At 35.8% G+C, this 22,557-nt stretch carries 17 protein-coding genes and 1 tRNA gene; 13 read left to right on the forward strand and 5 right to left on the reverse strand.

The window, feature by feature from the left end:
- From Q0828_RS18965 to Q0828_RS18975, 3 genes are all read left to right on the forward strand, one after another.
- Positions 1 to 4,860 (forward strand): gliding motility-associated C-terminal domain-containing protein (locus tag Q0828_RS18965; protein ID WP_298424994.1); only part of this gene is annotated, 4,860 nt, incomplete at its 5' end.
- A 56-nt stretch (positions 4,861 to 4,916) separates the two neighbouring features.
- Positions 4,917 to 5,861 (forward strand): type IX secretion system membrane protein PorP/SprF, encoded by a 945-nt coding sequence (locus Q0828_RS18970; RefSeq protein WP_298424997.1) that lies wholly within the window; start codon positions 4,917 to 4,919, stop codon positions 5,859 to 5,861.
- Positions 5,862 to 5,881: 20 nt separating this feature from the next.
- Positions 5,882 to 7,837 carry an OmpA family protein gene (locus tag Q0828_RS18975; protein ID WP_298425000.1) on the forward strand — a complete coding sequence of 652 codons (1,956 nt, stop codon included), beginning with the start codon at positions 5,882 to 5,884 and terminating at the stop codon, positions 7,835 to 7,837.
- A 235-nt stretch (positions 7,838 to 8,072) separates the two neighbouring features.
- On the opposite strand, the gene Q0828_RS18980 is transcribed toward Q0828_RS18975, so the two are convergent.
- The 4 genes from Q0828_RS18980 to Q0828_RS18995 form a co-directional block, all read right to left on the reverse strand.
- Complete coding sequence (locus tag Q0828_RS18980; protein ID WP_298425003.1) at positions 8,073 to 8,834, reverse strand: M48 family metalloprotease; 762 nt, start codon at positions 8,832 to 8,834, stop codon at positions 8,073 to 8,075.
- 36 nt (positions 8,835 to 8,870) lie between these two features.
- Complete coding sequence (locus Q0828_RS18985; protein WP_298425006.1) at positions 8,871 to 9,584, reverse strand: M15 family metallopeptidase; 714 nt, start codon at positions 9,582 to 9,584, stop codon at positions 8,871 to 8,873.
- A 10-nt stretch (positions 9,585 to 9,594) separates the two neighbouring features.
- Complete coding sequence (locus Q0828_RS18990; RefSeq protein ID WP_298425009.1) at positions 9,595 to 10,563, reverse strand: hypothetical protein; 969 nt, start codon at positions 10,561 to 10,563, stop codon at positions 9,595 to 9,597.
- A gap of 74 nt (positions 10,564 to 10,637) precedes the next feature.
- On the reverse strand, positions 10,638 to 11,102 hold the full coding sequence (locus tag Q0828_RS18995) for a GNAT family N-acetyltransferase (protein ID WP_298425012.1): 465 nt from the start codon (positions 11,100 to 11,102) through the stop codon (positions 10,638 to 10,640).
- A 93-nt stretch (positions 11,103 to 11,195) separates the two neighbouring features.
- Here Q0828_RS18995 and Q0828_RS19000 point away from each other — a divergent pair, with 93 nt between their 5' ends.
- The 3 genes from Q0828_RS19000 (at position 11,196) to Q0828_RS19010 (ending at position 12,008) form a co-directional block, all read left to right on the forward strand.
- Positions 11,196 to 11,621 carry a GNAT family N-acetyltransferase gene (locus Q0828_RS19000; RefSeq protein WP_298425015.1) on the forward strand — a complete coding sequence of 142 codons (426 nt, stop codon included), beginning with the start codon at positions 11,196 to 11,198 and terminating at the stop codon, positions 11,619 to 11,621.
- Positions 11,622 to 11,671: 50 nt separating this feature from the next.
- Positions 11,672 to 11,747, forward strand: a tRNA-Gly gene (locus Q0828_RS19005).
- Between the two features lie 108 nt (positions 11,748 to 11,855).
- Positions 11,856 to 12,008, forward strand: coding sequence for a hypothetical protein (locus Q0828_RS19010; protein WP_298425018.1), 153 nt, complete (start codon positions 11,856 to 11,858; stop codon positions 12,006 to 12,008).
- A 46-nt stretch (positions 12,009 to 12,054) separates the two neighbouring features.
- On the opposite strand, the gene pepE is transcribed toward Q0828_RS19010, so the two are convergent.
- Positions 12,055 to 12,759 (reverse strand): dipeptidase PepE, encoded by a 705-nt coding sequence (gene pepE / locus Q0828_RS19015; protein ID WP_298425021.1) that lies wholly within the window; start codon positions 12,757 to 12,759, stop codon positions 12,055 to 12,057.
- Positions 12,760 to 12,922: 163 nt separating this feature from the next.
- Between pepE and Q0828_RS19020 the strand changes: the two genes are divergently transcribed.
- From Q0828_RS19020 to Q0828_RS19050, 7 genes are all read left to right on the forward strand, one after another.
- Positions 12,923 to 13,684 (forward strand): carboxypeptidase-like regulatory domain-containing protein, encoded by a 762-nt coding sequence (locus Q0828_RS19020; protein WP_298425024.1) that lies wholly within the window; start codon positions 12,923 to 12,925, stop codon positions 13,682 to 13,684.
- A 77-nt stretch (positions 13,685 to 13,761) separates the two neighbouring features.
- Positions 13,762 to 14,262, forward strand: coding sequence for a DUF6702 family protein (locus Q0828_RS19025; protein ID WP_298425027.1), 501 nt, complete (start codon positions 13,762 to 13,764; stop codon positions 14,260 to 14,262).
- 61 nt (positions 14,263 to 14,323) lie between these two features.
- Complete coding sequence (locus Q0828_RS19030; protein WP_298425030.1) at positions 14,324 to 16,597, forward strand: M1 family metallopeptidase; 2,274 nt, start codon at positions 14,324 to 14,326, stop codon at positions 16,595 to 16,597.
- Positions 16,598 to 16,693: 96 nt separating this feature from the next.
- Positions 16,694 to 16,966 (forward strand): twin-arginine translocase TatA/TatE family subunit, encoded by a 273-nt coding sequence (locus Q0828_RS19035; RefSeq protein WP_298425033.1) that lies wholly within the window; start codon positions 16,694 to 16,696, stop codon positions 16,964 to 16,966.
- Entirely contained in the window at positions 16,966 to 17,529 is a 564-nt protein-coding gene (locus tag Q0828_RS19040; RefSeq protein WP_298425036.1) for a phosphatase PAP2 family protein, read from the forward strand. The genes Q0828_RS19035 and Q0828_RS19040 overlap by 1 nt, the downstream gene beginning before the upstream one ends.
- Positions 17,530 to 17,567: 38 nt before the next feature.
- Positions 17,568 to 19,085: a S8/S53 family peptidase gene (locus tag Q0828_RS19045; protein WP_298425040.1), complete on the forward strand. Its 1,518-nt coding sequence runs from the start codon at positions 17,568 to 17,570 to the stop codon at positions 19,083 to 19,085.
- Between the two features lie 272 nt (positions 19,086 to 19,357).
- Complete coding sequence (locus Q0828_RS19050; RefSeq protein WP_298425043.1) at positions 19,358 to 22,516, forward strand: GEVED domain-containing protein; 3,159 nt, start codon at positions 19,358 to 19,360, stop codon at positions 22,514 to 22,516.
- The last annotated feature ends 41 nt before the right edge of the window (positions 22,517 to 22,557 follow it).

Genomic DNA, 22,557 nt, shown 5'->3' on the forward strand with positions numbered 1-22,557 from the left:
CCAGCATACGATACAGATGGCGATGGAGTAAGTAACCACTTAGACTTAGATGCAGACAACGATGGAATCTATGATACGATAGAAACTGGCGGCACTGATGCAGACAATAATGGAATTGCAGATGGCACGCCAGATCCGATCACCGGAATCCCAAGTAGTGCAGGCACGGGAGTATCGAGTCCAGCAGACAGTGATGGGAATGTTGGAGAGAACTTACCAGATTTCTTAGACAGTGATAGTGATGATGATGGTTGTAGTGATGCCAATGAAGCATACAACAATTCAACTGCCGATGGTAATGATGGTGGTTCGTATGGAACTGGAGAACCTCAAATAGGTGTAAATGTAAGTGGTCTTGTGATAGGAGCAGATTACACAATAGGAACAAATGCTGATGTAACAACTGTAGGAGTTGATATAGATGGAGATGGACTTGTAAGCGGATGTGACGATGACGATGATGGAGATGGTGATCCAGATGTGACAGATTCTGACCCTGCAGATCCCTGTGTTTATGATTTAACCACACAAGATATTACAATGGTTGAAGCTTCATGGAATGCTTTAGATTGTGATAATGATGGTCTAAATAATGGAGAAGAAATAACGGGAATTGATGATCCTACAACAACTTCTACTCCTAATGGAAACATAACTGATCCGAACGATCCAGATACAGATGGCGACGGAGTAAATGACGGTCAAGAAGGTGTTGATATGACTGATCCAAATGATTCGTGTAGTTATAATGTTGCAAATCAGGATATCACAACAGTTGATTCAATATGGAATGATACGGATTGTGATGGAGATGGTGTAACAAATGCTCAGGAAGTAACTGACATGACGGATCCAAATGATCCATGTGACTATCAGGCATCAAGTCAAGACTTAGCAACAGTAGACGCAGCTTGGTCAGACACAGATTGTGATAGTGATGGCTTAACAAATGGAGAAGAAGTAACAGGTGTAGATAATCCTTCCACACCAGCCGATCCAAACGGAATAACAACCGATCCACAAGATGCAGATACAGATGGCGACGGAGTAAATGACGGTCAAGAAGCAATTGATATGACTGATCCAAATGATTCGTGTAGTTATGAAATGTCAAGTCAAGACATTACAATGGTCGGAACGGTTTGGAATGAAGCTGATTGTGATAATGATGGATTAACAAATAACGAAGAAGTCACAGGCGTAGATGATCCTTCCACACCAGCCAATCCAAATGGAGTAACAACCGATCCACAAGACGAAGATACAGATGGAGATGGAGTAAGTGATGGACAAGAAGCCTTAGATGGAACTAATCCAAATGATCCATGTGACTATCAGGCATCAAGTCAAGACTTAGCAACAGTAGACGCAGCTTGGTCAGACACAGATTGTGATAGTGATGGCTTAACAAATGGAGAAGAAGTAACAGGTGTAGATAATCCTTCCACACCAGCCGATCCAAACGGAATAACAACCGATCCACAAGATGCAGATACAGATGGCGACGGAGTAAATGACGGTCAAGAAGCAATTGATATGACTGATCCAAATGATTCGTGTAGTTATAATGTAGCAAGTCAGGATATCACAGCAGTAGAACCAGTATGGACAAGTGCTGATTGTGATAATGATGGATTAACAAATAACGAAGAAGTTACAGGCGTAGATGATCCTTTAACACCAGCCAATCCAAATGGAATAACAACCGATCCACAAGATGCAGATACAGATGGCGATGGAGTAAATGATGGTCAAGAAGCAATTGATATGACTGATCCAAATGATTCGTGTAGTTATAATGTAGCAAGTCAGGATATCACAGCAGTAGAACCAGTATGGACAAGTGCTGATTGTGATAATGATGGATTAACAAATAACGAAGAAGTTACAGGCGTAGATGATCCTTTAACACCAGCCAATCCAAATGGAGTAACAACCGATCCACAAGACGAAGATACAGATGGAGATGGAGTAAGTGATGGACAAGAAGCAATTGACATGACGGATCCGAATGATCTATGTGATTATCAGGCATCAAGTCAAGACTTAGCAACAGTAGACACAGCTTGGTCAGACACAGATTGTGACAGTGATGGCTTAACAAATGGAGAAGAAGTAACAGGTGTAGATAATCCTTCCACACCAGCCGATCCAAATGGAGTAACAACCGATCCACAAGATACAGATACAGATGGCGACGGAGTAAATGATGGTCAAGAAGCAATTGATATGACTGATCCAAATGATTCGTGTAGTTATAATGTAGCAAGTCAGGATACCACAGCAGTAGAACCAGTATGGACAAGTGCTGATTGTGATAATGATGGATTAACAAATAATGAAGAAGTTACAGGCGTAGATGATCCTTTAACACCAGCCAATCCAAATGGAGTAACAACCGATCCACAAGACGAAGATACAGATGGAGATGGAGTAAGTGATGGACAAGAAGCCTTAGATGGAACTAATCCAAATGATCCATGTGACTATCAGGCATCAAGTCAAGACTTAGCAACAGTAGACGCAGCTTGGTCAAACACAGATTGTGATAGTGATGGCTTAACAAATGGAGAAGAAGTTACAGGTGTAGATAATCCTTCTACACCAGCCGATCCAAACGGAATAACAACCGATCCACAAGATGCAGATACAGATGGCGACGGAGTAAATGACGGTCAAGAAGCAATTGATATGACCAATCCAAATGATTCGTGTAGTTATGAAATGTCAAGTCAAGACATTACAATGGTCGGAACGGTTTGGAATGAAGCTGATTGTGATAATGATGGATTAACAAATAACGAAGAAGTTACAGGCGTAGATGATCCTTCCACACCAGCCAATCCAAATGGAGTAACAACCGATCCACAAGACGACGATACAGATGGAGACGGAGTTACTGATGGACAAGAAGCAATTGACATGACGGATCCGAATGATCTATGTGATTATGAAGCTGCAAGTCAGGATGTAACAGCAGTAGAACCAGCTTGGGGAGATGCTGATTGTGATGGTGACGGATTAAACAACGAAGAAGAAGTTACGGGAGTAGATGATCCTTCTACACCAGCTGATCCAAACGGAATAACAACCGATCCACAAGATGCAGATACAGATGATGACGGAGTAAATGATGGTCAAGAAGCAATTGATATGACCGATCCAAATGATCCTTGTGATTATGAACTAATGAACCAAGATATCACAATGGTCGGAACGGTTTGGAATGAAGCTGATTGTGATGATGATGGATTAACAAATAATGAAGAAGTTACAGGCGTAGATGATCCTTTAACACCAGCCGATCCAAATGGAGTAACAACCGATCCACAAGACGACGATACAGATGGCGATGGAGTAAGTGATGGACAAGAAGCAATTGACATGACGGATCCGAATGATCTATGTGATTATGAAGCTGCAAGTCAGGATGTAACAGCAGTAGAACCAGCTTGGGGAGATGCTGATTGTGATGGTGACGGATTAAACAATGAAGAAGAAGTTACGGGAGTAGATGATCCTTCCACACCAGCCGATCCAAATGGAGTAACAACCGATCCACAAGATGCAGATACAGATGATGACGGAGTAAATGATGGTCAAGAAGCAATTGATATGACCGATCCAAATGATCCTTGTGATTATGAACTAATGAACCAAGATATCACAATGGTTGGAGATATATGGAACAATGCCGATTGTGATGGTGATGGAGTTACCAATGGACAGGAAGTAACAGATATGACCGATCCATTAGAATCATGTGACTATCTAGTAACAAGTCAAGATATAACACAGGCTTCGGGAGCTTGGCTTACAGCAGATTGTGATGGTGACGGAGTTGCCAATGGACAAGAAATCAATGACAACACTGATCCAAATGATCCATGTAGTTTCAACTCAAACAGTCAAAACACATCAATGACAACAGATGAATATGATATGTTAGACTGTGATGGAGATGGAGTTACAAACGGACAGGAAGTTACTGACGGAACTGATGCTCAAAATCCTTGTGATTACAACGAGTCAAACCAAGATGTAACAATAATTACAACCACTTGGGAAGGTTTAGATTGTGATGAAGATGGAGTTCCAAATGGTCTCGAAATCTTAGAAGCTACAGGAGTACAAGATCCTTGCGATTACAATGTAACAAGCCAAGATATTAGCGCTGTTGGAGCAATTTGGAATACTGTTGACTGTGATGGAGATGGTGTCATAAATGGTGATGAAGTTGTAGATGGAACCAACCCAGTTGATCCATGTAGCTTTGACTTAGGAAGCCAAACAACTGTAACATCAGATGTCTGGAACAACGCAGATTGTGATGGAGATGGTGTAACAAATGCTGTGGAAGTTGCTAATGATAGTACAGATCCAGCAGATCCTTGTGATTTCGATTTCAATAGTCAAAACTTAGCAACGGTAGATGCTGCTTGGTTAGCTCTAAACTGTGATGGAGATACCATTCCAAACGGTGATGAACTAGGAGATGACAATAACAATGGAATTCCTGATTATGTAGAAGTAAACAACGGAGATCCTAACCAAGAACTAGAAATCTTTGACATTCTAACACCAAATGGTGATGGCCTTAACGATGTGTTCACTATCAGAGGAATTCAAAACTTCCCTAACAACAACTTAAAAATCTATAACAGATGGGGAGTTAAAGTGTACGATGTAGATGGCTATGGTCAAGGAGACAAATTCTTTAGAGGTTACTCAGAAGGAAGAGTTACCATTGCACGTGACGATCGCTTACCTGTAGGAACGTACTACTATGTATTATCATACGTGGATAGCAACGGAAACCGTAAAGAAAAAGCAGGACCACTTTACATTAATAGAAGATAAAAACAATACAAACACCTATCGGAGTATACGCTCCGGTAGGTCTAATACATACACTTATGAAAAAAAATTATGTAACGATCATAACTTTACTAGTTTTAGTGTTGTTCTCTAACATTGCAACAGCTCAGCAGGATGCACAGTATACACAATACATGTACAATACGTTGAGTATAAACCCTGCCTATGCTGGTTCAAGAGACGTGTTTAGTTTTCTAGGATTATACAGAACGCAATGGGTTGGATTAGATGGAGCGCCAAAAACATTCACAGCTTCTATGCATACACCAGTTGGAAAACGAGTAGGATTGGGACTCAATATTACCAATGATGAAATATTTATAGCCAAAGAAAGCTACATTGATATCGATTTTAGCTATACGCTAGATGTTGGAGATCAAGGTAGATTGGCTTTAGGATTAAAAGCAGGAGCGCACTTATTAGATATCGATTCGAATCGATTAAACACAGGAGCTTTCAATCCTGGAGATCCAGATGCATTTATAAATATTGATAGGCGTTTTTCACCACAATTTGGAGTAGGTTTATACTATCATACACCAAAATTTTATCTAGGACTTAGTGTGCCCAATCTATTAGAAACGGATCACTTTGATGAATCATCTAACAGTAACAATTCAAGTGCTACAGCAAGAGAGCGTGTCAATTACTATTTAATGACAGGCTATGTATTCAATCTATCAAGTGAAGTAAAATTGAAGCCAGCCACATTGGTAAAACTAGTGGCAGGAGCGCCATTACAAGTAGATCTATCAGGAAATTTTCTCATCTATGACAAACTTACGCTTGGAGCCGCTTATAGATGGAGCGCCGCACTAAGTGCTATGGCAGGATTTCAAGTATCAGATCAATTTATGATCGGATTTGCCTATGATAGAGAAACTACTGAATTGCAACAATACAATGATGGTTCGTATGAAGTATTTCTTCGCTTCGAACTCTTCAATCGTAAAAAACGTATGATATCACCAAGATTCTTTTAATCCAACAAAAAACAGCAAATATGAGACAAACAATACACACAATCATAGTTTTCTTAATCGTTGGAATCGTAGCGGTCAACGCACAAGAAAAAAAGATCCAAAAAGGAAATGATGAGTACAATAAATACGCGTTTATTGATGCCCGTGAAGCATACTTAAAAGTAGCGGAAGATGGATTTCAATCAGTAGATTTATTAGCCCGATTAGGAGATTCGTACTACTTTACAGCAGACTATAAAAATGCCGCGAAATGGTATGGCGCACTCTTTAATTTTTCAGAAGAAATAGAATCAGAATATTTATATAGGTATGCGCTTTCGCTGAAAAGTACAGAGCAATATGCGGCTTCTGATGCAATCATGGAAAAATTCTATGCAAGAAAAGGAGAAGATTATCGAGCAAAACTCTTTGTAAATGAACGTAATTATCTAGAAGAAATAGAACAACAATCAGGACGATTTAAAATAGAAAATGCAGGATTCAATTCTAAACTATCAGACTTTGCTCCAACATTTTATCAAAACAGATTAATTTTTGCATCTAACAGATCAAACAGAAACGTAACAAGAAGAATTCATGATTGGAACGATCAACCATTTCTAGATTTATATCAAATAAGTATCGCTTCTGAAAATGCAAAAAGTACAATCTCAAAAATGCCAAAAGTTATTAACACCAGATATCACGAATCTACAGCAGCGTACACAAAAGATGGTAACACGTTTTATTTTACTAGAAACAATTACACCGACAAAGAATACAAGCAAGATGATGAAGGAACAAACAAATTAAAACTCTACAGAGCAACGCTTGAAGGTGAAGAATGGAAAGTAGAAGAATTACCATTTAATAGTGATCAATACTCGGTGGCGCATCCTGCGTTAAGTGTAGATGAAAAAACACTTTACTTTGCTTCTGATATGCCTGGCGGAAAAGGACAATCGGACTTATATAAAGTAGCAATTAATGGAACAGAATTTGGAACTCCAGAGAATTTAGGAGACAAAATAAATACGGAAAGTAGAGAAACCTTTCCATTCATAAGTAAAGACAATAAACTATATTTTACATCCGATGGACACGTTGGTTTGGGAGGGTTAGATGTTTTTGTGTCAACTATTGACAGGACAAATGGCTTCGGGGAAGTTTTCAACTTGGGTCGCCCAATCAACAGTCCAGCGGATGATTTTACCTTTATCATTAACGAAACAACAGGAACAGGATACGTTGCTTCCAATCGTGAAGGTGGCGTTGGTGATGATGATATCTATATATTTACACGAACACAAAAAATCATTTCAACATGCAGTCAAACATTAGAAGGTGTTGTGTTAGACGAGCAAACGAATAATCCAGTTGCAAATGCGAAAGTATTATTATTAGATGGTGATACCAATGTGATAGAACAAACCTTTGCTAAAGATGATGGAAGCTTTGCATTCAATTTAGACTGTAATACACAATACGCTATCAGAGCTGCTAAAGAAGACTATTCAACGGCAGAAAAATCATTTGGAACGACCAATGAATTGAATAAGGTTGTTAAAAAAACACTTTTCCTCAAAAAAGGCACTACACTAGAAAAGCCAATAATAGCAAACATAGGTGGTGACTTAGTAAAAATATTAGGATTAAACCCAATTTACTTTGATTTAGACAAAGATTTTATCAGAGGAGATGCAGAAATAGAGCTACGCAAAGTAATTGCAATTATGGAACTATATCCAGGCATGAAAATTGATGTACGTTCACATACCGACAGTAGATCGGATGACGATTATAATATGGATTTATCAGAAAGACGTGCCAAATCAACGATTAAATTTTTAATAACCAATGGTATCGATGAAAGTAGACTCACGGGCAGAGGCTACGGAGAAACAAGGCACGTAAACAGATGTAGTAATGGAGTCCCATGCTCCGAATACGAACATCAACTCAATAGACGTAGTGAATTTATCATTATAGAAAATTAATAAATGTTCGAGTATTTTTAAGGTTCTTAACAGAAATGAATTCAAAGTCTATAAAAGCCCTAAAGCTGACTACTTTAGGGCTTTCTTCTTTTTATTAAACTAAGTGTTGAAAAGTCTGTAAGACGTACATAAAATACTATAAGTTGAATTAACCCTGTTGTAAAACTGGGTCTCAAAATTGTTCAATTTTAAAATAAAAAGTATTTCTTCCTAATTCCTAATTCCTAATTCCTAACTACTGACGATACTTTTCAATAGCTTCCTTAATACGTTGAATTCTATTCTCTGGATCAGGATGTGTACTTTGAAACTCAGGAGTTCTATTTGGTCCAGCGGCAGCTTTTAAAATCTTCATTACTTCAATCATAGCTTCCGGATCATATCCAGCATATAACATTAATACAACGCCTAACTCGTCACTTTCAAGCTCATCTTCACGACCATTTTTAAGTAAAGTCTGTTGTCCAATTCCATTAATCATACCACCCATGTCAGCTCCAACGGAAGCGCCTGTAGAAACGGTTTTCCAAAAATCACTCTCAGCAATTCGTTCTGCGGAATGTCGTCCCAAAACATGTCCAATTTCATGACCTAATACGCCTGCTAACTGATTGTCATCTAGCTTACTATATAAAGCATTTGTAATAAAAATTTGTCCGCCAGGCAATGCAAAAGCATTGATAGCTCTATTATCAGCCAGCAAATGAAACTCAAATTGATAATTAGATTCCTTAGCCATACTTTTGGTAACTAATTTTTCGCCAATAAAATCTACACGTGCCTGCGCACCAGCATCAGGATACAACCCACCATGTTGTTGTGCCATGGCGTCACGATTAGCAAAACCTAAAGCAATTTCTTCATCCGTAGACATGCTAATAGTTTGCGTACGACCTGTATATTGGTTTTTTTCTTGATTAGAACATTTTTTAAAGTATGCAAATGCCACAATAGCAACTCCGATCAATAAACGGATTTTAAACTTATTTCCTCTCATGATTATTAAAATTGGGATTATTTAAAAATACAAAACTTACCCTAAAAGCTGAGGATTGATATCTAAAATATTCTCTTTTATATATGAATTGATAAAATCTTCGTCAAAATGCTCACTTCCTAGTAATTTTTCAGCTTGAAGCATCTTTTTAACGTCCAATTTTTTATACGCTTGTAACATGGGTTTCGAAATTGGGGCATAACTATAATGCCAAGGTTCATACTTAAAACCTTTACGATCAGAACGATCTGTATACACGATATAAAAACCGAAGGAATTCGCATTGTTTTCTAACCATTCTCTAAGCTTGCAAAATGGTCCATCACCATGAAATTTTTTAGGAATCAACACATCACCACTATACGAAGCATTTTTATCAATAATATCAATGTCAGTTGCCCAATGGTGTCTTGAAGTTCCTGGGATAGTAGAATACTCTATAATTTTTTTAATTGCGTTTAAAGGTGCTAAACCTTGTTTTGTAAAACGTTTATACTTGCGTTCCCAAATACGATTTTGATGCGCATAATTGCGATAGCTAGAAACGACATGAATTGAAATTCCATCTTTTTCTGCAGCAGCGCGCATTTGTATAAACGCATCATAAGCCTCTTTTCGTAATGAAAATCCCTTACCGAAAACAGTTGGATTCCCTTTACCAAGAAGTTCTAAAGTTTTTGAATCTTGTGTATTAAAAGCCATACTTGGTAAACTGTGCAAAGCAATTGTTCCCAAACAAAGTAGCTTCATGAAATTTGATCTATTCAAGTTTAAGTGTTTTAACTATTTTATCAAACGGAATATAATAAATTTTTGAAGTTCCATTGCCTTCTCCGTTCATAACTTCCTTTAATTTTTTCATCGACATATTTTTATATGTCTGTTGGATAGTATTTTTTTCACTAGTAAAGAAAAAATATTTCTTGTCAAAAGTTACAAACGGACAATAATCTATTTGATCAGAATTAACTAAGTTTCCTAAAGAAACTGCTTTTGCCCAAGTTCGATTTTTACGAAAACTAATATACAAATCACCGCGTCCTAAACTTCCTTTTCGCCCGTATGAACCAAAAATAATGAAAGTCTCATCAGGACTTATATACGCGTTATATTCATAGGTTTTTGTATTCACTCCAGTTCCTAAACTCATAGGTGTTTGATAGCTTCCGTTTTTTAATTCACTTTTATAAATATCTTCTTTTCCTTTGGCGTCTTCTCGTTCGGCCGTAAAATAAATAGTTCCATTACTTGCAATTGAAGGATAATATTCGTTTTTATCAGTATTAATAGTTTCTGGCAAGCGTGTTGGGTTTTGCCATTTGCCGTTTTCTTTTGTAAGAAACCACAAATCATAGTCTTTTTTTGGAGAAGTTTCTCCGTTTGTTGGACGTTTAGAAGCAAAGAATAATTGTTTTCCATCAGGAGAAAATGCAGGTTCAATATCATGATACTTTCCAGAAAAAGAAGCAATTGTAAAATCAGACCATTTGCCGTTAATTAATTTGGAAGTTAAAATAGTTCTGAAGGCATTTTTTGGTGCATCTAGTGTAAAGAAAATTTCATCATTTGTTGGTGAAATTGCCATATCTCGAACATTAATATTTTTAAAATCAGGAAGATGAATAAAAGCTTGAGCTGTGTCAAAATCTTTTTCAAAAGTAACCGTTGCTTGTTTTTGAGCAAGCAATTGTGTGCTCGTGAAAACGAGTAAGAGTAGTATTGTTTTCATAAAATATAATTTTGATTGATAGAATTAGATTCAAAAAATACTTTATTTCCTTTCTTTGAAGCGTTAAAAAGGCGTTAATCTTTTTTGTTAAACTTTTTAATCATAACATAATGTAAACCAATTTTCGGAATAGAAAAAGGAGTTCCATGTTTTTGATAGCCTAACTTTTCGTAAAATCGAACCGCAATTTCACGTGCATTCATCCACATAAAAGTGCCATCGCGTTTCTGTATCATTGTTTCAGACTTTTTTACCAAAGCATCTCCAATACCTCTTTTTTGAAAACTAGTCAATACTGCCATTCCACGCAATTGAAAAGCCTTTTCAGATTCCAAAGTTGCATGATTATTTTCCAATAAAGTAACCACACCAACTAATTGTGTGTCTATAAAGTAACCCAAATGAAAAGTGGTAGGCAAATCATCTCCTTCAAAATGACAGGCATCTATTGGTTTTCCTTCACGCAATACAGGATGACGTACGTCATATGCTTTTTTTGCAGTAATCTCTCTAATTGTAAAAGATTCGTTAGTTTTCATAATCACAAATTATATTCAGAATACTCAAAAGTATAACTAATTTAAGACTCTTTTTTTACAGAAATAAATTAATTTTGAATAAAAAATAATAGCATGCAAATTACGTTCAAATTGCTCAATAAGGAAGAAGCCACAATTATTCTTCCCTATTTAGATATCATGAATTCGCAAAAAGTTCCAATGGATTTATTAAAAGAGCGCTTTTCTGAAATGTTAGATCAGAATTATGAAGCTTTTGCCATCTATGATGATGCACAACTGATCGGTTGTTTTGGTTTGTGGAATATGACACGCCATTATTGTGGAAGAAGCTTAGAACCCGATCATGTATACATTGAAGAAAATTACAGAAGCAAAGGAATAGGAAAGCAATTATTTGAATGGATTGAAGTGTATGGGAAAGAAAAAGGAGTGACTACGATAGAATTGAACACATACGTGGAAAATTTTCCATCACATAAATTCTATAATAATCAGGGATTTATAGCGCGAGGGTATCATTTTTTGAAAAAAATATAAAGAAATGTTTGGAAAATAAAGGAGTGTTTCTCTATATTTGCACCCGCAATGCGAAAGTAGCTCAGTTGGTAGAGCGTCAGCCTTCCAAGCTGAATGTCGCCGGTTCGAACCCGGTCTTTCGCTCCACAAAAAGCCGATTCATATGAATCGGCTTTTTTTATGGGAAAACCTTACTGGAAATTCAAAAGCTATTTTTAGTTTCATTGTCTTAAATAATTTAAAATTTTAATAATTATGAAAAAAAGACAATTTCAGAAAAAATTGAAACTAACTAAAGTTATAGTAACAGATCTAAATTCACTAAAAGGAGGAAGAGCAGGAACACACTATGAATGGTGTGAAAATGGAGGTTCTAACTTTCCTTGTGAAGTAGGAAAAGATAGATAATAAAAAAGAAAAGGTCACATAAATTTATGTGACCTTTTCTTTTTTGTTATGAAAACATGAGTGTTGAACCAGAATCGAGTTCATACGGAGCTTTCTCATGTTCAAATATTCTTGCAGAGTGTGGACCTTCTAGCGTAACTTTTTCATCAACTACACGAATCCAACTACCTTCTCTAATCCCAACTACAGGAAGTGTATTAAACTTATGAAACTCTTTAATACGTGTTTCACGCGTTTCACCCATATGTGTATCGCCTTCTATCGGATCTAAATAATGTGGGTTTATATTAAAAGGAATAGTTCCTAAGGTTTTAAAACTCGGCGGATAGATAATAGGCATGTCATTTGTCGTTTGCATGGTAAGTCCGCAAATATTACTTCCAGCACTTGTTCCTACATATGGAATTCCATTAAAAATTGCATCTCTAAGCGAAGTCATAACTTCAGTTTTATACAACTGAGAAACTAATAAAAATGTATTTCCGCCACCTGTAAAAATTCCTTTAGCATTGGCAACTGCTTCATTCGGGTTGTCAAACTCATGTGCACCACGAACTGTTTTTCCAATCGTTTTAAAAGCTTTGGCAGCAATAGCAGTATATGCATCGTGGGTAATTCCTCCAGGTCTTGCGTAGGGAATAAATAAAATTTCTTCCGTATCTTTATATAACGAAGCAAGTTCATCAAGAATATAGGTTAAATAACCGCTTTCGTGAATTGTTGAAGTACTAGCAATGATCATATTTTTCATAAGGTGTAAATGCTTGTGTTTATTCTAATAATGTAAAAGTAATCATAATAAGTTTTTAACAAAAGTTTAATGGATGTTGGCATTTTTTTAAGGACAATAGTTAATTTCTTTACCGTATCTTTATAAAAGCCTATTAAACAAACCAAAAATAACTAAACTAACAATGAAGCAAAAATTACTCTTAATATGTCTATTAATTTCAACAATAGTAATAGCTCAAGATACAGAACGGAAAATTCTGCGTGGTAAAGTTATCTATAGAAATGTAAATGTAGTTGGTGTAAATGTTGTAAATAACACTACAAGTAAAGGAACGGCTACCAACGCAAAAGGTGAATATGAAATACTAGCAAAAGAAGGTGATATTCTAATTTTTTCTTCGGTTCAGTATACGATAAGAGAAATTACAATTACAAATAAAGTTCTTAAAAATAACCGTTTAGTGGTTGAAGTAAAGGAAAAAATAGAAGAATTAGATGCAGCCGTAATTAGTCCTGAAAACAAAGAAAAATTTCTTGATTTCCAAGAAGAACAAATCGCAAAATATAAAGATTATCAATTTGCAGATGACCGGTATTCCAAAGTGCATAATGAAGCGCTAGATCAGGCAAATTTTCAAGGTGCTAACATACTTGGATTAGTCGGAATGTTATTAAACACTATTATTGGAGAAGGTAAAAAACGAGAAGTTGAAAAACCAATACATCTGCGTACAAGCTTTAATGATATTCGTGATCGTTATAAAAATGAATTCTTTACCAAAAACTTGAACATTCCAGAAGAAAAAATAGCAGCATTTCTATATTATTGTGATGATCAATTACCATCAGAAGATATATTTACCAAGAAAAATGAATTCTTAATGATTGATTTTATGGTGAAAAACAGCAAAACATTTTTAGAATCTCTCAAAACAAAAGAATAGACTAATTTCCTGAAATCTTTTTTTGGAACGCTTTTTGAATATCTTTGCCACAACAAAAATAAAGATAAAATACATTAATGAAATCATATAAATCTCTAGTCTTACTACTACTAATACCTTTGTTTTCTTTTGTAGTAGCGCACAAATTTTATGTAAGTGTTACGAATATTGAATACAGCAAACTTGACAATTCTTTGCAAATTACAACACGTATCTTTATTGACGATTTTCAAAAAGTTATGGAAATGCGATATGATTTAAAAGAAGAACTCACTACAGAAAAAAAGGTAAAAGAAGTAGAGCAAATGATGGAAAAATACCTAAAGAAAAAACTAAAAATTTGGGTAAATGGAGAACAAAAAGCATTCACGTTCATTGGAAAAAAATATGAAGATGATGTAACAATCTGTTATTTAGAAATTCCAAACATAAAAGATGTTACTTCTATAGAAGTGGAAAACGATATTTTATATGAATTAGAAGAAGATCAACAGAATTTAGTACACGTAAAAATAAAAGACCAACGTAAAAGTTTACTATTGGTTAAAGAAAATGATAAAGGTTTGTTAAATTTTTAACAATAGTAGTTGAAAATAATTATTTTCACGAATTGAAAAATACAAACCTATTTAAAACCTAATGAAACGGATACAACTCTACATTCTCGCTTTTCTATTTATAGGAGCGAATCTTGCAATAGCTCAGGAGACTCAGGACGACAAGAAGCCGCAAGGACACATCAATCAAAATAAATTTAGACAGTTATACCAAGAATTCTCTACACCAAACATGTACAGAACTGCTTCTGGTGCGCCAGGGAAAGCATACTATCAACAACAAGCTGACTATGAAATGGACATTGAGCTTGATGATAAAAACGAAAAACTGTATGGAGTTGAGACAATTACATACAAAAATAACTCACCAGACGATTTAGCATACCTTTGGGTACAATTGGATCAAAACATCAGAGCCAAAAACTCACAAGCTTCTTTAAAAAATGGACAGCGTATTCCGCGTTTACAAAGAGCTTCTACATTTGTAAGAAGTTATGTGGCAGATCCTTTTGATGGAGGTTTCAATATTGATTATGTAAGAGATGCTAAAGGAAAACCATTATCGTTTACAATCAATGAAACAATGATGCGTATTGACTTGCCTGAGACATTAGAGTCAGGTGATAAAGTATCATTTACAATTAAATGGTGGTATAACATCAACAATCACGTAAAAAACAGAGCACGTTCAGGATTTGAGCATTTTGCAAAAGATGGGAACAATGCATACGTAATTGCTCAGTTTTTCCCAAGAATGGCTGTATATAATGACGTTGAAGGATGGCAAAACTATCAGTTTTGGGGAAATGGTGAATTTGCTTTACCATTCGGAAACTACAAAGTAAATATTACAGTTCCTGCAGATCATATCTTAGATGCAACAGGGAAATTACAGAATAGAAAAAATGTCTTCACAAAAGAAATGATGAAGCGTTATGAGCGTGCCACAAACTCATATGACAAGCCTGTAATAATTGTAACGCAAGAAGAAGCAGAAGCTGCTGAGAAAAACTTTTCTAACAAAAAGAAAACATGGAAATTCTATGCAGAAAATGTAAGAGATTTTGCTTTTGCATCATCGCGTAAATTTATCTGGGACATGCAGGCAGTAGACATCAATGGTAAAAAAGTGATGGCTGTATCAATGTATCCAAAAGAAGGAAATCCACTTTGGGAAGAATACTCTACAAAAGCAGTAGCAAGTACTTTAGAGACATATTCAAAACATACATTTGACTATCCATACCACAAAGCAATCTCTGTACACGCAAAGAATCAAGGAATGGAATATCCAATGATTTGTTGGAATTATGGACGTCCAAACGAAGACGGAACATATTCTGAGCGTACAAAATTTGGAATGATCAGTGTAATTATCCACGAAGTTGGACACAACTTTTTCCCAATGATTGTAAACTCTGATGAGCGTCAATGGGGTTGGATGGATGAAGGTTTAGATACATTTATGCAATATTTATCTGAGCAGGAATTTGCAAAAACCTATCCTGAATCAGTAGCATCTACAGGAGGAAAATATCCTTCACGTAGAGGTGAAGCGTCAAAAATAGTTCCTTACATGAAAGGAAATCAAACAAGATTATCTCCAATCATGTCAAATCCTGAAAATGTATTTCAATTAGGTCCAAACGCCTACGGAAAGCCAGCTACAGGATTAAATATATTACGTGAAACTGTCATGGGAAGAGAAGCATTTGATCATGCATTCAAAACATATTCTCAACGTTGGATGTTCAAACACCCAACTCCAGAAGATTTCTTTAGAACAATGGAAGATGCTTCAGGAATCGATTTAGATTGGTTCTGGAGAGGATGGTTTTACACAACTGATTTTGTTGACATAGGAATTGAAAGCGTTGATAAATATCAAGTAGGATCAAGAAAAGGAAAAAATGGGGATTTTGTGTACTTTGTTCCAGAAGACGATGTACGTTATACAAAAGAAAACGAAGGGAAATCAGTATTAGACTTAGAAGCAAATGCGCCGTTAAAAGAATACTTAATGGATAATTTCTCTGAACAAGAAAGAAATACGATGAAAGACCCTAAATATTTCTACGAGGTTAAATTTAATAAGCCTGGAGGATTGGTTATGCCAATTATCGTAGAATGTACATATGAAGATGGAACAACTGAAATGATGAAGTATCCTGTTCAAATTTGGAGAAAAAATGATAACAGCGCAAAAATTGTAATCGCGTCAAGCAAAGCAATCAAAACGCTTCAATTAGATCCAAAACTTGAAACGGCTGATGTGGATACATCAAACAATGCATGGCCAACTGAAGAAGGAAATACAGACTTCAATAAGTTTAAAGAAAACAAAGTAAAACAGTAGTATTTACTACATATTCATAAAAAAACCAGCTTAATTGCTGGTTTTTTTATTCCATAATATTAACTTGACTATATTTGCATAATAATACAAGAACACATGGCATTATTCATAAGTGGAGGAGAAATATTCGTAGTTATGTTAATCGTAGTTTTAGTATTTGGTGCTGACAAAATTCCTGAAATAGCCAGAGGACTAGGAAAAGGAATGCGTCAATTGAAAAATGCTACCAATGAAATAAAACACGAAATTCAAAAGAGTGCAGAGGATAATGGTCTAGATACTGATATTACTGGCGATATTCAAAAAGAAATAAACAAAGTAAAAGAAGATATCGAAGACATGTCTGGCCCTATCAAAAGGCAATTTTAATGCTAGATGATTTATTAGCATATGACAAAGAATTATTAATTTACCTAAACAATTTAGGCGAAACCCAATTTGATACTTTCTGGGTATACATCACAAGTTTTATATATTGGGTACCATTATTAGTCTTCATTTTTTACAAAGTATATAAAAAATTCACCAAACTAGAGGCAAAATATATCATAGGATATGGGCTTTTCATTCTGTTTGTCTCTTTATTTTTCGTGGAAATAATTAAAATAGGAATTGAACGAATTCGTCCTTGTAATGACCCAACTGTTGCTCCATTTTTAAATATTGTAATAAAACCTACGAACTATAGCTTCTTCTCAGGGCACGCAACAGTTTCTTTCGCATTAACAACATATTTAGTGCTCGTATTACGAAAAATACTTCCATTAATACACTTACTATACATTTGGCCAATATTATTTATTTATAGCAGATTATATTTTGGGGTTCACTATCCTTCAGATATTTTAACAGGGATGATTATTGGAATTTTGATTGGAATTGCATTTCATCGAATTTGCAATGCGCGCATAGTAAAATTGCGAATTTATTAATATATTCGTTAAAATTTTAACCAATCAATAAAAAAAGAATGAAAAATCTTAACCTAAGGCTCGTCTTAGTAATGGCTGCTTTAAGCGTCATTGCGTGTTCCAAAGACGCGGCAATCAATGAAACCTTACCAGAAGAAAATGTAGTAGTTGTTGAGCAGCGAGAAGCATTAACTCCCGAACAAATTAATGCGAAAATCAACGAAACTATCGCTCAGCGTATAGAATTTGAATGGAAAAACATGGACGCACATATGATTTGGAGTGCAGCGGTTCATGGAGACAATATTATTACTGTCGGATTTGGAGCAGATGAAAATGACTTCACCAAAGAAAACTCTAATGCAGGTAGTATTAAAGACCAATTACTAAGTAATATTGCAAAAAATGAAAACGTTAGTGCTCAAAAAACAGCAAACGTATTGATTGAAGAAGATGATCAATTAAATATCATTGATGTAAAAGTTGAAAACTTAGCTACTGTAGAAGACCTATTAAGACAAGATGGAGTTCGTTACGTAGAGCCAAGTGGATATAGATATTGGCTGCATGAAGCAACGCCAGAATCTGGAGCAGGATGTGGATTTGATGGAGAATCACTAAACTCTGGAGATTACAGAACAATTGCACCAGGAGCAAAAGTGCCTTGGACATTTGACGTACATAATATACCAGATGCATGGAATTATAGTACAGGTGCAGGAATTGGAATAGGTGTTATTGACACAGGATTAACGCCAAACAATTCGTTAATGAACGGAAGTTTCAATGATGGGTATTCTTCCGGACGTTACAGACAAAGATATGGACTATACGTAGATTCATGGTGGCCATGGTCGTCAAATACAGACGGACCAAATGACAGATGTGGACATGGAACCAGTATGGCTGCGGCAGCTACAGCACCAAGAAATAATGATGGAATGCCAGTTGGTGTTGCATATAATGCAAATTTAATTAGCTATCGTGGAACAAAAAACGTACTTTTAGACGGTTATCACGAGAAAAAAGGTGTTGCTAATTCATTAAAAGCTTTAGGGAATAGAAGTGATGTAAGAATCATTTCGATGTCAATCGGAAACATATTTTCTGAAAATAGAATTAAGGACGCTATACGATATGCAAATAATAGAGGAAAATTAATCTTCGCAGCTGGTGGAACTTCAACAACTTTCACTAACTTTGTCGGAGTAATATTTCCAGCGAACATGAGTGAAACGGTTGCCGTAACAGGAGTAACTGATGCAAATTACTATGAAGAATGTGATATTTGCCACAAAGGAAGCAAAATAGATTTCACAGTTGTAATGCAACGTAATGGTAACGGAAATAGGACAATGCCAGTATTAGGGTACTATAATGGACAAACAGATTACGTAGGCGGATCGTCTGTTGCAACAGCAACAACAGCAGGAATTGCAGCCTTAGTTTGGTCAAGACACCCAAGTTGGACAAAAGAACAAGTATTAAACAGATTGAAACAATCTGCAGATTTCTATCCAAACAAAAATTCTCAGTATGGATATGGAAATATAAACGCATTGCAAGCAGTTCAATAGAACAGTTGGCATATTTAGTTTAGTAAATAGGGAGAAACTCTCGTCGTAATGGCGAGAGTTTTTTTATGATCTTTATTGAAGTGTGTCAAAATTTGTTATTGTGTAATTATCTTAAAATAAGCGTATTGTGAGTTATGAATTATGTTTTAACCTTACTTTTCTTATAAGAAAACACTCTTTTTTTAAAAGAAAAACAGTTACCTTATTAAGCGTTTATTTACATTAATGTGAATAAACGAATAATTAACCAATAACCAAATTTAACCTACATTATGAGAGCAAATTATTTTTTCTTATTGTTTTTGATGGGTATTTTTACCATTCAAGCTCAAAAACCGGGCACATTAAAAGCAACATCTACCGCTAAGGCAGCATATATGGTAGAAGTTCCTGCGTTGTCTAAAATGGATAATATTATAGCAGCAAAAGGATTAGAACATGTTGCACCTCCAAAGCGAAGAGGTAGTAACATTGTAATTGAAGGGAAAGGTCTTCCCGTTGGACGCGATCCATTAATTCAAAAACAAGTAAACATTCCAAAAACTGGAGGTAGAGCACCAACTATTGATTTTCCAGCACACACAGGAACAGTCCTTAATGATCCTACAGGAGCTATTGGACCAAATCATTATGTGTATGCATTCAACTCTGGGTTCGGTATCTTAGACAGGTCAGGGAATGTATTAGTGCCAGAAGCTTCACTAGCAACATTATTTCCTAATGAAGATCTTGGTGATCCTGTAGTAGTGTATGATCGCTATGCAGATCGCTTTATTATTATGCAATTTAGTGATACGCCAAATGGTATTTTAATAGCTGTTTGCCAAGGACCAGACCCTGTAAATGATGGCTGGTATACATATCGTTTCAATACTGGATCTTTCCCTGATTATGAGAAAATGTCCGTTTGGAGTGATGGTTACTATATCACAGCAAATAAAGATTCAGGGAACCCTAGCAATAATGATGTAATATATGCGCTTGAAAGAGATGAAATGCTGGCAGGTAATGCTAATTCTCAAATAGTTGGATTTCCATTGCCTAACGCAGCAACTAGTGGCTTTTATAGTCCAGGCGGATTTAACTGTATTGGACCAAATTTACCGCCAGTAGGAACGCCGCAACCTATAGTTTACTTACAAGATGATGCTTGGTCAGGTATTTCTCAAGATCACTTAAAAATATGGAATGTAAGTGTAAACTGGAGTAATCCAGGGAGTTCTTCTATATCACCTCCTCAAATTATCAATACAGCACCGTACGATTCTGTATTTGATAATGGTTCATTCAGTAACTTGGACGAGCCCGGAAATGGTCCAGATATAGATGCATTACAAGCAACTATGATGTATATGACGAATTACAGACGATTTGGCTCTTACAATTCAGCGGTAATGAATTTTGCAGTAGATGTAAGTGGAAATGATAGTAAAGCAGGAATTAGATGGTATGAATTAAGACAGACAGCTGATGGGCAGCCTTGGACAATTTATCAAGAAGGAACCTACTCACAGCCAAACTATAGTACTTTTTGTGGTAGTATTAGTATGGATGCGCAAGGAAATATTGGACTTGCCTATACAATTGTAAGTAGCACAGTATATACTTCGTTACGTTATACAGGACGCCAAGTAGCTGATCCGTTAGGTACAATGACAATAGCAGAGCAAAATATTGTTGATGGTGATGCGCAAAATAATAGAGGTGACGGACGTTATGGAGATTATGCTCAGTTAACGGTAGATCCTATTGATGATATGACTTTCTGGCACATTGCAGAATATATGAAAGGACCAGGGAATAATGTAAGAAAGAGTCATGTAGCAGCATTTCAAATAGTTGCAGGACCGCCTGATACAGAAGCTCCATCAACACCAACAAATTTATCTGCTTCGAATACTACGGATACAACTACAGACTTATCATGGACTGCTTCCACTGATAATGTATCTGTTGCTGGATATGATATCTATCAAGATGGTAATTTAATCGGAATAACTTCGGGAACTACATATACAGTAACTGGTTTAACAGCATTAACGAGTTACGATTTTTATGTAGTCGCAAGAGATGGTGCAGGAAATACTTCAGGAAACAGTAACACAGTTACAGTTGTAACGCTAGATGTACAAATAACATATTGTGATTCTGCAAGTACAAATACCAATGATGAATTTATTGGTCGCGTACAATTGAATACTATAGATAACTCATCTGGAGCTCAGTTTTATACTGACTTTACAGGTATTTCAACAACCTTAGATAAGGATTCACAATATACAATAACAGTAACACCAACTTGGATAGGAACTATTTATAGTGAAGGATATTCAGTTTGGATTGATTATAATCAAGATGGTGATTTTACGGATGCTGGCGAACAGGTTTGGTCACAAGCTCCAACTACAAATACACCTGTAAGTGGTAGCTTTACCGTTCCTGCTTCTGCGACTAATGGAGCAACAAGAATGCGTGTATCTTTAAAATATAACGGCATACCAACATCTTGTGAAACCTTTACATATGGTGAAGTAGAAGATTATACAGTTGTTATACAGGATGGTTCAGGAGGACCAACGTGTAGTGATGGTATTCAAAATGGAGATGAAGAAGGTGTAGATTGTGGAGGCTCGTTCTGTGCCTCATGTTCTACAGGAAGTGTAGTAATCCATGAAGGTTTCTTTGAAACTGGATGGGATAACTGGGTTGATGGAGGAAGTGATAGTTTCCGCTACAGCGGAACACGTTCTTATGAAGGAAGTTATTCTATTAGATTAAGAGATAACACAAACAGTTCTACAATGACTTCGGAAACCTTTGATTTATCAGGATTTGATTCTGTTAGTGTTGAATTTTTCTTCTTCCCTAATAGCATGGAAAATAATGAAGATTTCTGGCTTCAGTACAATGATGGTTCTGGATGGCAAACAGCAGCTACTTGGGCGCGCGGATCGGAATTTGAAAATGACTCATTCTATACATCTACCGTAACATTTAGCGCATCGGAATATAATTTAAATTCCAATGCACAATTTAGATTTAGATGTGATGCTAGTGGTAATGGAGATCGCGTTTATATTGATGCTGTCACTATTACAGGTAACACAGGCACAAGTAGAATTGCCAATTCTACTAGACGTGTAGAGAAAGAAACGCCTCAATCAACAATAAGTACACATGCACTTAGTACTGATGAAGAAGGCTTTACGATTTACCCTAATCCAACGAAAGGCATTCTTAATATCAAAAATACTTCAGGTTTAAAAGTAGATACTGTAAAAGTATTTTCTGCTTTCGGAATGTTAGTGAAGGAAATGAAAGGGATTGATAACGATGCAAGTATTGATGTTTCTAATTTTGCATCTGGAACTTACTTTATACGATTTGTTTCTGGAGAAACCATGGTGACAAAGAAATTTATTAAAAAATAAGTAGTACAAAAAGTTTAATCCTAAAATTAAAAATGAAGCCG

It is taken from the genome of uncultured Kordia sp. (assembly GCF_947496985.1).
Taxonomy (GTDB): Bacteria; Bacteroidota; Bacteroidia; order Flavobacteriales; family Flavobacteriaceae; genus Kordia.